The organism is Stenotrophomonas sp. 82F1 (assembly GCF_056861525.1).
In genome coordinates, this window is sequence record NZ_JBSPUD010000003.1 from 260,550 (window position 1) to 272,531 (window position 11,982).

9 protein-coding genes are annotated in these 11,982 nt (G+C 66.9%); 1 reads left to right on the forward strand and 8 read right to left on the reverse strand.

All coding sequences use genetic code 11. From position 1 onward, the window contains the following. Window positions 1-300 precede the first annotated feature (300 nt). Window positions 301-537 carry a hypothetical protein gene (locus AC13GI_RS05560; RefSeq protein ID WP_099821129.1) on the forward strand — a complete coding sequence of 79 codons (237 nt, stop codon included), beginning with the start codon at window positions 301-303 and terminating at the stop codon, window positions 535-537. A gap of 62 nt (window positions 538-599) precedes the next feature. On the opposite strand, the gene AC13GI_RS05565 is transcribed toward AC13GI_RS05560, so the two are convergent. From AC13GI_RS05565 to AC13GI_RS05600, 8 genes are all read right to left on the reverse strand, one after another. Then, window positions 600-860, reverse strand: coding sequence for a hypothetical protein (locus AC13GI_RS05565; RefSeq protein WP_099821130.1), 261 nt, complete (start codon window positions 858-860; stop codon window positions 600-602). Next, window positions 857-1,075 carry a hypothetical protein gene (locus AC13GI_RS05570; RefSeq protein WP_099821131.1) on the reverse strand — a complete coding sequence of 73 codons (219 nt, stop codon included), beginning with the start codon at window positions 1,073-1,075 and terminating at the stop codon, window positions 857-859. The genes AC13GI_RS05565 and AC13GI_RS05570 overlap by 4 nt, the downstream gene beginning before the upstream one ends. A 35-nt stretch (window positions 1,076-1,110) precedes the next feature. Then, the gene (locus tag AC13GI_RS05575; RefSeq protein WP_482995752.1) at window positions 1,111-2,871 is read right to left on the reverse strand and encodes an alkaline phosphatase D family protein; all 1,761 of its coding nucleotides are present in this window, start codon (window positions 2,869-2,871) and stop codon (window positions 1,111-1,113) included. Next, window positions 2,871-5,114, reverse strand: coding sequence for a TonB-dependent receptor (locus tag AC13GI_RS05580; protein ID WP_482995753.1), 2,244 nt, complete (start codon window positions 5,112-5,114; stop codon window positions 2,871-2,873). The genes AC13GI_RS05575 and AC13GI_RS05580 overlap by 1 nt, the downstream gene beginning before the upstream one ends. Before the next feature lie 201 nt (window positions 5,115-5,315). Next, window positions 5,316-6,746, reverse strand: a complete 1,431-nt coding sequence (locus AC13GI_RS05585) for a replicative DNA helicase (RefSeq protein WP_099821134.1) — start codon at window positions 6,744-6,746, stop codon at window positions 5,316-5,318. Between the two features lie 334 nt (window positions 6,747-7,080). Next, complete coding sequence (locus tag AC13GI_RS05590; RefSeq protein WP_380654724.1) at window positions 7,081-7,641, reverse strand: NADPH-dependent FMN reductase; 561 nt, start codon at window positions 7,639-7,641, stop codon at window positions 7,081-7,083. A 66-nt stretch (window positions 7,642-7,707) separates the two neighbouring features. After that, entirely contained in the window at window positions 7,708-9,651 is a 1,944-nt protein-coding gene (asnB, locus tag AC13GI_RS05595) for an asparagine synthase (glutamine-hydrolyzing) (protein ID WP_482995754.1), read from the reverse strand. 3 nt (window positions 9,652-9,654) lie between these two features. After that, window positions 9,655-11,934, reverse strand: coding sequence for a thiamine pyrophosphate-dependent enzyme (locus AC13GI_RS05600; protein WP_482995755.1), 2,280 nt, complete (start codon window positions 11,932-11,934; stop codon window positions 9,655-9,657). Window positions 11,935-11,982: the final 48 nt, after the last annotated feature.

The window sequence follows — 11,982 nt, forward strand, 5'->3', positions numbered from 1 at the left end:
CCGCGCGCTCACCCCCGCGCCAGCGGCCCCTGGGGTTGGGGCGCCCCACGGCCCCCCACCCCCGGATACTGGAAACCCCGCCTCGGCGGGGTTTTTTGTTTCTCGGTGACTGCAGAACAAGGGTGGGAGACCCTTGGCACTCGGCGCGCGGCAGGCGAGCGTCCACCGCCCTCACACGGGCGTCGACCTCCAGTGCGGTAGGCTCACCGCTGAGGTCGCGTTGCATCGCCAAGCCACGGATGCGCGACAGGTGGTGCTCCCGCACCTGCTCGTGGGGCTGCTCAGACAGTGGAGATATCCATGGAAAACGAACGAATCGAGACCCGCGGCGAAGATGGCCGCAGGGTGTTGGTGTTCAAGTTCTGGCCGCAGTTCGACGCGACGATTCTTCCCGGCGCACGCCTGGCCGAAGGCCTGCCGAGATACGCGCTGGCAAACGGCAATTCCGTAACCTTCGACGGCGTGGATTTCGAAATCGCCGCGACCGGCGAAGAGCTGGTCCGGTCGCTGGCTGTTAGCCGACCGCCCTCGGGCTGAGTCGTGCGTCGTCCGGGTCCTGTCGCGTGCCGGGACTGCCTGCACCCATCGCAGGTCGCGCATCAACGCTGCGGCGGTGCAGTTTCCCGGTCCGTAGTGTCCGGCTTCGGCGGATCGTCACAGATACGGTGCTGAGCGATCACCTCACCCACCTTCCATTCCTTCACCACCCGGCAGCTCTCCTTGCCGGCGTCCTTGTCGGTCGCCTTGGCTTCCGTCTTGCCGGCAGGGTGCTGACGCTCAAGGTAGGCCGACGGCGGTTGCCTGGCCCAGGCCGGCGCCGCCATCAGCAGCGCCAGCATCGCGATGGGCAGCGGCCTCATGCCGTCACCGCGCCGCGGCCACCGCCGAGCAGGCGTGCGGGCAGCATGAACAGCGCGCGCAGGAAGGCGAACAGCGCCGAGAACGTGATGCCGACCAACCGGAACGGCAGGCTCAGCAGCCATACGAACGGCCAGGCGATCAAGGCGAGGATCGCCAACGGCCAGCACAGCACGAACAACAGGCACCACACACCGAGCGCGAACAAGGTCTTCATCACAGGCTCCCTCGGCGGCACCCCGCCGCCTGCCATCACCTTGGCGCCCTGCCCCGGCCCGGGCAAACGGTTTGCGATGAAACCCGGCTGGAGGCGATGAAACCGATCCAGCGCCGTTGTAGCGCCGAGCCCCTGCTCGGCTGTCGCGCGCAGCGCGGGTTTTCTGCGATCGCCACGAAGAGCAGCCGAGCGTGGGCTCGGCGCGAAGCCCACGCCCTGGCCGCCGGACGGCCGTGGCTCACCTGGAACCGGGCGGCCGTGCGAACGTCCGCATCGCGCCGCAGCACGCTGTCGGTGAAGCGCAGTTCCGCATCCACGGTCTGCCGGTTCAACTGCAGCTTCCACCAGCCACGCCGGTCGCCATCGAAGTACCGGATGTGCGGATTCTGGGGGATCGACGGGCCGTAATACGGGCCATACGGGGTGTCATCGCCACCGCTGCTGATCGCCGGGGCGATGAACTCGGTGGCGATCACCGGCGCGTCTGCGGCATCGAAATCCAGCTTCAGGTCATTGACGAACGTGGAGTGCCAGTCGCCGCCCAGTACGATGGCGTTGCCCTGCCCACCGGCCTGCATCGCCTGCAGCAGGCGCTTGCGGGCGGCCGGGTAGCCATCCCAGGCGTCGTTCCAGAAACGTTCGCGCGGCGTGCCCTGCTCCAACCGCAACTGCGCCATCAGCAGCTGCTGCACCACCACGTTCCAGCGCGTTCCCGCCGCAGCCGCCATCGACTGCGCGAACCAGGCCTCCTGCCCCACCCCGAGCATGCTCATGCGCGGGTCCAGCGCCGCCTCGCAGCGCGCCGATTCGCCGACGCCACAGGGATTGGCCGGACGGAACTGACGGCAGTCCAGCAACGTCAGCTGGGCCAGGTCGCCGTAGCGCAGGCGGCGGTGCACGCGCAGGCCACCGTTGCCGGCCGGCGTGCTGCGCATCGGCAGGTGTTCGTAGAACGCGCGATACGCCGCGGCGCGACGGACGATGAAGTCCTCGGTCGGTACGTCGCTCTTTTCCGGATGGATGCCGGAATAGTCGTTCTGCACTTCGTGGTCGTCCCAGATCACCGCGAAGGCGTGCGCGGCGTGCGCGGCCTGCAGGTCCGGATCGAGCTTGTACAGCGCGTACTGGTCGCGATAACGCTCCAGGCTGAGCGTTTCACCGCTGAAGCGCTGAGCATCCAGGGTGCTGCCACGCGCGTTCTGCAGCGGGCTGTATTCGTACAGGTAGTCACCGGCATGCAGCACCAGATCGACATCGCTGCGGGCGATATCCGCCAGTACCGGGTAGTAGCCGCTGTTCCAGGCCTGGCAGGTGCACAGCGCCAGCCGCAGCTGCTGCAGCTGCGCGTCCGGCAGCGGCGCGGTGCGGAAATGCCCGACCGGACTCTCCTCGCCGCCGTCGCAGGCGAATCGATAGTAGTAATCGCGGCCTGGACGCAGGCCGGTCACTTCCACGTGCACCGAATGGGCCAGCTCCGTTACGGCCGCCGCCACGCCACGCTGCACCAGCCGCCGCATCGCCGGATCTTCGGCAACGAACCAGCGCACCGGGATCGCGCGCGACGGCATGCCACCGCCGTTGAGGGGATCCGGTGCAAGACGCGTCCACAGCACCGCGCCCTGCGGATCCGGATCACCTGCGGCGATGCCGAGGGTGAACGGATCGCGCCCCAGTCGCGGCCGCGGACCGGTGGCGGCGACGCCGGGCATGGCCGCCAGTGCGATCGCCGCTCCGGTCCCCTGCCAGGCCAGGCGCAGCAGACGACGGCGGGTTTCCGGATCGGCGATGCGCTTCATCAGAAGCGCACGGTCGCAGTGGCCATCACCTGCCGCGGCGCACCGACCTGCATGGTCGCCAGGCTGCGGGTCGGATCAGCGGCGTAGGTGCCGTTGGTGTTGATGGTCGCCAGGTACTGCTTGTCGGCCAGGTTGGTCAGGTTCAGCGCCAGGGTCAGGTTCTGCGCCGGGCCGAGCTTGCCCATGTCATAGGCCACCGACGCATTGATCAGCCAGTAGCTCGGCACCGAGACGTCATTGGTGTAGGTCACGTAGCGCTTGCCGACGTGGTTGGCGGCCAGGCGCAGGTCCCACGGGCCCGGCGTCCACGCCAGGGTGCTGGCGAACATCCATTCCGGCGTGTCGACCGTCTTCTTGCCGCGGGTCGGCACCACGCCGTTGTTGACGTAGTCGTTGTCGTAGGTGCTGTCATTCCACGACAGCGCGTTGGACCAGCTCAGGTCGCGCATCGGCTTCAGCTGCAGGGTCGCCTCGGCACCGCGGCTGGTCACCGAACCCACGTTGGAATACAGCGCCGGGCAACCCAGGATGCCGACGCACTGGGCGATGGCCAGCAGGCGGTTGTCGAACTTGACGTCGTACACCGCGACCGAGGCTTCATAGCCCTGGCCGTAGCCGCGCCAGCCCAGTTCGATGGTGCGCGACTGTTCCGGCTTCAGGTCCTTCGCACTGGCATCGAATGCGGCCTGCGGTACGTTGAACGGGCTGCCCACGCCCAGTGCATAGGCCGCGATGTTCTTCGCATAGGAACCGAAGATCTCATTGCGCTCGTCCAGCTTGAAGTTGAAGCCGGCCTGTGGCAGCAGCCCCTTCTTCGCGGTCAGGCTGCTGTTGCTGGCATAGCTGCCCAGCGGCGTGCGCACGCTGGTGCGGGTGTTGGGCGACTTGGCGCCGATGTCGATGGTCAGGCGGTCATCGAACAGGCGGAAGCGGTCCTGCAGGTAGAACTGACGGGTGATGGTGGTGTAGCGCTGGTGCCACACGCGCTGGTCCGGATTGCGCAGGAAGAAGTCGTCGGTGATCGGCCCATCGATGTAGTAGAAGTTGCGCTGCACGCTGTGGCCGTTGTCTTCGTACCAGAGACCTGCTTCCAGCTCATGGCCCGCCACGTTCCAGGTGAATGCCGAGGTCACGCCGGTGCGGTCGATCGCATATTCGGTGGTGCGGATCGAGATCGGAATCTCGCGGCTGGTGCCCGGGTTGGACGGATTGGACGGGCTGAACCAGTGGCCCTGGCCGCGGTTGCTGTGGTTGTAGACATTGACCTTCAGGCGCATCGTCTCGTTTAGGCCGAAGTCACCGGCGATGCTGGAGACATCATCGTTGCGCAGGCCGTGACCCGAGTAGTACGCATCCCACGGGCTGTTGACGCCACCGCTGTACTGGCCTCGCGCAGCGGCCAGGGCACGGTTCCAGTCCGGCGCGTAGTTGTCCCAGTTCCAGCCCAGGCGATCAATCATCTCCAGCGACAGGTCCTGGTAATCGGCTTCAACCCGGCGCGAGGCGTTGAACAGCGCGGTGATGCGGCTGTCGACGCCGAAGTTGTAGGTCGCCTTGCCGTTGAACTGCTTGAGTTCGTGCGAGCCCTTGCCCTTCCACTTGTCGCTCTCCGAATACGCACCGGACAGGTAGGCGGCGAAGCCCTGGTGTTCGCCGGTCTCCAGGCGGGCATAGCTGCGGCGTGCGCTGTCACTGCCCAGGCTCTGCGCCAGCACTACACCGTATTCGGTGGAGGGATCGATCGAATAGAACTGGAACACGCCGCCCAGGTTGCTGGTCGACGGCGTGCCCAGCGCGCCGATGCCGGTGGAGACCTCGGCACCGCCCAGGTTCTCGCTGATCACCGAGCGGCTGATATGCAGGCCGTTGCTGTTGCCATAGCTCATGTTGCCCAGCGGGATGCCATCGAGCGTGTAGCCCAGACGGTTCTGGTTGAAGCCGCGCAGGCTGATGCTGGTGGACCACTCGTAGGCACCGGTGGCATCGGCTGATTCGAAATGCACGCCCGGCTTGCTGGCCAGCAGCTTCAGCGGGTTGGCGCCGGGTGGCAGCACCTTCATGTCTTCGGCGGTCACGCGCTGGACCTGGCGCGCCTCGCCCCGGCCGATCACCGAGACCGAATCCAGGGTAGTGGCCGACTGTGCGTCGACGGCAGGAGCGGTTTCAGCGGCGGCCATCGAAGGCAGCGAAGCACAGACCAGCAGGGCCAGCAGATTGCGGCGAAGCGGAGCATGGCAAGACATGGGGATTCCTTGGGCGCGCTGGACGCCGAAGGGCGGCGTCAAAAGAGCAGCAGCGGCGGAATCGTAGAAGCGTTGCGTTACATGTCATTTACACGCCACGTACGGATTTTTGGCGATCCGGACGGAGAATATGAGGTTGCGCGCCCGAACGAAAAGAGCCGAGCGTGGGCTTGGCTCTACAGGGCGCGCCGGAATCATCCGCTATTCGAACGAACCGACCGAGTCGTGGGCCAGGTTGTCGAAACGGGTGTATTCGCCGAAGAACTTCAGCTTGCACGAGCCGGTGGGGCCACCACGGTGCTTGCCGATGATGATCTCGGCCAGGCCCTTGTCCGGCGAATTTTCCTTGTTGTAGTAATCGTCGCGGTAGATGAAGACGATCATGTCCGCATCCTGCTCGATTGCGCCCGATTCGCGAAGGTCGGCCATCACCGGGCGCTTGTCGGTACGTGTTTCCAGCGAGCGGTTGAGCTGGGACAGTGCGATGACCGGCACGTGCAGTTCCTTGGCCAGGCCCTTCAGCGAACGCGAGATCTCGGAGATTTCGGTCGCGCGGTTTTCGCTGTTGCCCGGCACGCTCATCAGCTGCAGGTAGTCGATCACGATCAGGCCCAGGTCGTGCTCGCGCTTGAGGCGGCGGCACTTGGAACGCAGGATCTCCGGCGACACGCCCGGCGTATCGTCGATGAAGATCTTGGTTTCCTTCAGCATCTTGATCGCACCGGTCACCCGGCTCCAGTCCTCGTCCTCCAGCTGGCCGGTACGCAGGCGCTGCGCGTTGATGCGGCCGTTGGAGGAGATCAGGCGCATCGCCAGCTGCGATGCGGACATTTCCATCGAGAACACCGCCACGCCCTTCTTCGACTTGATCGCCGCGTACTCGGCGATGTTCAGGGCGAAGGTGGTCTTGCCCATCGCAGGACGCGCAGCAAGGATGATCAGGTCGGTCGGCTGCAGGCCGGCGGTCATCGCATCGAAATCGGTGTAGCCGGTCGGCAGGCCGGTGATGTTGCCGCCATTCTCGAAGCGGTTGCGCAGCTCTTCGAACGCGTCCTTCAACGCACCGGGCATGGCCACGAAGTCGGTACGACCGCGCGCGCCCTGTTCGGCGATGGCGAACACGCTCTTTTCCGCAGCGGACAGCAGCTCGCTGCTGTCGCGGCCCTCGGGCTGGAAACCATCGTTGACGATGTCGGTGCCGACCTGGATCAGCTGCCGCAGCACCGCCTTGTCGCGCACGATCTCGGCATAGGCCACGATGTTGGCCGCCGACGGCGTGGTGCTGGCCAGTTCGATCAGATAGGCGCCATCGCCCACCAGCTCCATCTTGCCCTGCGATTCGAACCACTCGCCCAGGGTCACCGCATCGAAGGGGCGTTCGCGCTCGGACAGCTCGCGGATCGCCCGATAGATCATCTGGTGGTCGCGGCGGTAGAAGTCACCCTCGGTCAGCTGGTCGTTGACCCGGTCGTAGGCGTCCGGTGCCAGCATCAGGCCGCCCAGCACCGCCTGTTCGGCCTCCACCGAGTGCGGCGGCACGCGCAACTGGTCGATACGCGATTCATCGCGATCGCGATCGAAGCCATCGCCGCGCTCTCTGCGGTTGGAACGGAAGCCGGAACGGGCGGACATGCTGCGGTGTTTCCTGCAAAAGGGGCCAGACCAGTGTAGGCATGCGCCGACCCCGGCGGCCATGGACAAATCTGTGGATAAGCCGTGGAAGAACGGGGGATATCCGCCTGAGCCTGTCCAGACTGGCGCGGGGGGCGTCGCATTGCCTGCGACGGGCGTCGTTGCGACGCCCGAGTGGATCATTATCGCAGATCAGTCAGCCAGGGTCGGAGTTCCTGCCTGCCCACTCAGCTGGAAGTGTGGTCAGAGCCCGTCGCTGCGCGCCGGGATCCGATCCAGGGCGTGGCTGGGGTCGGATCCCTCTGCGGCGCTGAGAGCTCCGATCCCGGAGGTCTCAATCGCCCTTGGCATGCACCGCGATCAGCGCCAGGAACCGGTCCACGTAGCCCTGCAGGAAGGTCTGCGTGCCTTCATTGTGGATCGTGCCGTCGGCATCGATCAGGCCATCCTTGAAGTGGATGAACGCCTCGGGCTGGCCAAGCACGTGCATGTCCAGGAAGGCCAGGCTGTTGCGCAGGTGCTGCTGGGCCACCGCCGTGCCGATCTGGCCGATGGAGGCGCCGATCACCGCCGCTGGCTTGCCGGCGAAGGCGCTGTCGCCGTAGGGGCGCGAGCCGATGTCGATCGCATTCTTCAGCACGCCGGGCACGGAACGGTTGTACTCGGGGGTAACGAACAGCACGGCGTCGGCGGCGCGCACCTGGTCTTTCAGGCGCGTGCCCTGCGCCGGGTAGCTGGCGTCGAAATCCTGGTCGTACAGCGGCAGGTCGCCGATCTGCACATACTGGAAGCGCGCCTTGTCGCCGGCCAGCTTCTCCAGCGCGTGCGCCAGCTTGCGGTTGCACGAGTCCTTGCGCAGGCTGCCGACGAAAACAGCAATGGTGGGGACGGACATCAGGACATACTCCTCACGGTGGGGAAGAGCCAGCCTAGCGGCCGCGCCCTTCCCCACCGGTGAAGATCAGCCGCGCCGGACGCCTGCGCGCACCTGCCGCCAATGGTCCTGCCAGGCCTGGAACATCAGCACGTTCCACAGGTGCGTGTGCCACTTGCGCTGGCCACCCAGGAACTGCTGCCACAGCGGCTGCACGGCCGCGGCCGACAACACCCCTTCACGTTCCAGCCGCGCCGGCTGCAGCAGTTCGTCCGCCCAGGGTTTCAGATCGCCCTTCAGCCAATCACTGACCGGCGCGCCGAAGCCACGCTTGGGCCGGTGCACCATCGACTGCGGCACATACCGCCCCAACACGCGCTTGAGCAGCACCTTGCTGGTCGATTCACTGCGCTTGAAGCCCAGCGGCAGCGACCACGCGAACTCGGCCACGCGCCAGTCCAGCAAGGGCGCGCGCGCCTCAAGGCTGACCGCCATCGAGGTGCGGTCGACCTTGCACAGCAGGTCGTCGGGCAGATAGCTGACGAAGTCGGCCAGCATCATCGCGTCGGCCGGCGTGCCGGCACCATGCAGCGGATCGGCCAGATCGTAGAAGCTGCCCGCCTCGCGTGCACCGATCACCGCCGCCGCCGGATCACGCCATCGCGAGATGCGGTTGCGATATACATCGCCGATACCACGTGCGCCGGTTTCGGCCAGCAACGCGGCCAACCCGCCGGTGCGCGATGCCTCGCCCTGCTGGTGCGCACGCGCGCCCATCCAGCGCCGCAGCGGCGCGGGCACCCGTCCCAGCATCTGCCAGTTGCGCAGCGCGCGTACATAGCGGGTGTAGCCGAAAAACAGTTCATCGCCACCATCACCAGACAACGCAACGGTCACACCCTGCCGGGCGAGGCGGGCGACCAGCGCGGTCGGCACCTGCGAGGCATCGGCAAAAGGTTCATCGAACATCGCTGGCAGCTGCGGCACCACTGCCAGCGCGTCAGCGCCGCTGACATACAGTTCGGTGTGATCGCAGCCCAGGTGGGTGGCCAGTTCCCTGGCCAACGGTGCCTCGTCGTGGTGGGAGCCGCTGAAGCCGATGCTGAAGCTGTGCACCGGCTGCCCGCTCTGCGCCTGCATCAGCGCCGCCACCAGTGACGAATCGGTGCCGCCGGACAGGAACACGCCCACCGGCACATCGGCCACCATGCGCAGCGCCACCGCATCGCGCAGCAGGCCATCCAGCTGCTCCTCGGCCTCCTCGATGCGGCCCTGGAACGGTGCGGCCAGTGCAGCCTGCATGCGCGCGCGCGCGTCCCAGTACGGACGCTGTGCCTGCTCTGGGCGATGTGCGCTGGCCCCTGCCGCCACCGCCGCCGCGTCCAGCCGCAGCACGCGGCCGGGCATCAGCTTGTAGCAGCGCTGGTGGATGCTGTGCGGCGCGGGGATGTAGTCCAGCCGCAGCAGCAGCGTCAGCGCATCGCGGTCGATATCGTTGTCGAAATCCGGATGCTGCCACAGCGCCTTCAGCTCGGAACCGAACACCAGCGCATCACCGGCCCAGCCGTAGTACAGCGGCTTCTTGCCGACCCGGTCGCGGGCCAGCCACAGGCACTGTTCCTGGCGGTCCCACAGGGCGATGGCGAACATGCCGTTGGCACGCTGCAGGGTGTCCTCGACGCCCCACTGCAGGATCGCGGCCAGCAGCACCTCGGTATCGGAATGGCCGCGGAACGCATGGCCCAGCGGTTCCAGTTCGGCGCGCAGGGCGGCGAAGTTGTAGACCTCGCCGTTGTAGGCCATCACATAGCGGCCGTCGGCCGAGGCCATCGGCTGGTGGCCCAGCGGTGAAAGATCAAGGATGCTCAGGCGCCGGTGGGCCAGGGCGATGCCGGCGGCGGCATCGACCCAGGTACCGCCGTCATCCGGCCCGCGATGGTGCAGCGCCTGGCCCATGGCCAGCGCCTGCGCCTGCAGGACCTCGGCCGGCGTCTGTGCCGCCGGCAACAACATACCCGCCAATCCACACATGCATCAGGGTTCCTGCGCCAGGTCGAGGGCGGCGCCAATCACCGCATTGTCGCTTGGAAGCCCGAACATTGCTGCCCCCGCCAGCGGCGTATAGGTATCGGCACCGCAGACCCGGCGCACCGGCAGGTGGCCATGGCCGGCCTCGACCAGCGCGGTGATCACGCCCTCGCCGACGCCCCCGCTCTGCCGCCCCTCGTCCAGCACCAGCACCCGTTGCGCGGTGGCGGCCTGGGCGCCGATGAAGGCGGCATTCAACGGCACCAGCCAGCGCAGGTCGACCACCCGCACCTGCCAGCCCAGCTGCTGCTCGATTGCAGTCGCTGCGCGCAGCGCCATCGGCACCCCGTTGCCGTAGGTGAAGACCACCAGATCGCTGGCATCCGGCGCGTACACCCTGCCCTCGCCCAGCACCAATGCCTGCCCGGGTGCGGGGTAGTCGAACAACCACTGGCCATCGCCGGCCGCGTGCAGATCCTTGGTCATGTACAGGGCGATCGGTTCCAGGAATACCGCTACCCGGCCATCCACGCGGGCCAATGCCGCCAATGTACGCAGCATCATCACCGCATCATCGCCACGCGACGGGCAGCCCACCACCAGCCCCGGAATGTCACGCAGCGCCGTGATCGAATTGTCGTTGTGGAAATGGCCGCCGAACCCCTTCTGGTAGCCCAGCCCGGCCACCCGCACCAGCATCGGGTTGCGGAACTGGTCGTTGGAGAAGAACTGAAGCGAGCAGGCCTCGCCGCGCAGCTGGTCGATGGCGTTGTGCAGGTAGGCCAGGTACTGGATTTCCGGAATCGGCAACATGCCCATGTTGGCCAGACCCTGGGCCATGCCCAGGATCATGGTCTCGTCCAGCAGCGTGTTGAACACCCGGCGCGGGCCGAAGCGGCGCAGCAGGTCGCGCGTCACCGTGTAGACGCCGCCTTTCTGCGCGACGTCCTCGCCAAACAGCAGCGCCTGCGGATACTTGCCCAGCAGTTCCTGCAGCCCGTGGTTGATCTGGATCGCCAGGTGCCGCGGCGGTTGCCGTTCGGGCAGCGCGTCGGCGCCGCCGTACAGCACCTGCCGGGCCTCGACGGGCGCCACGCGCTCGGCCTCGGCCTGTACCGCTGCCGGCGTATAGGGCGCCAACGGCGTGATCACTTCCTGCAATGTCTGCAGCTTCGGACGCGTATCGGCATCGATGGCAGCGGCCATGCAGCGCGCGCGCAGGGTTTCATAGGCGGCCTCGACGCCTGCCGCATCCATCCAGCCCGATTCCAGTGCGATCTGCGCCGAGCGCAGCAGCGGGTCCTGCGCCTCGGCCGCGCACAGCTCGGCCAATGCACGCCATTCCACTTCGAAGTCGGTACCGGCGTGGCCCATCAACCGCGTGGTGCGCAGGTGCAGGAAAGTGGGCCGACGCATGCGCCGGCAATGTTCGACCGCCGCCTGCACCTGTGCGTGTCCGGCCGCCAGGTCCAGGCCATCGGCGAAGAAATAGTCCAGGCCCGGTTGCCGGCTGAAGCGCTCGGCGATCCAACCCTCGGGCGTCTTCACCGAAATGCCGAGGCCGTTGTCCTCGCACACGAACAGGATCGGCACCGGCAGCTTCTGATACGCCGACCACATCGCGGTATTGAACGCAGTCTGCGCGGTGGCATGGTTGGCCGAGGCATCGCCGAAGGAGCACATCACGATGCTGTCAGCCGGAATCGGCAGCGGCTGGCTCAGGCGCCTGCCACTTTCGATCGCCAGCGCGGTACCGAGCGCCTTGGGCAGGTGCGATGCGATGGTCGAGGTCTGCGGCAGCACCCACAGCGGCTTGCTGCCCCACACTTTGTGACGGCCGCCACTGGCCGGATCGTCGGCACTGGCGGCGAAAGACAGCGCGGCGTCGCGCACGGGGTCCATGCCTGGCACCAGCCGGGCGCGTTCGGCCATGAACGCGCCGGAACGATAATGCAGGAAGGCGGGATCGGTGTGGCGGCAGGCGCGCGCAAGCAGCGCGTTGCCCTCATGACCGGACGAGCCGATGGTGTAGAAGACCTTGTTCTGCACGCGCAGTACGCGCGCCATCAGGTCCAGCTGGCGGCTGAGCAGCTGCGATTCAAACAGTTCGCCGAACGCGGCGGCCGTCAGGGTGCTGCCGGGCAGGATCGGCGCATCCGGCGCCGGACGCGGTCGCGGCATGCCGCGCCAGGCGCGTACGGCCTCAAGGAAATTGACGTCACAGACTTCGGCGCGGTTGAGACCGCGCATGCGTGCGGGAATGGGATCTGGAACCACAGCGAACATCGAACACCCTCCGTGCCGTTGTTGCGAACCGTGGCGCCGGGCCTGCGC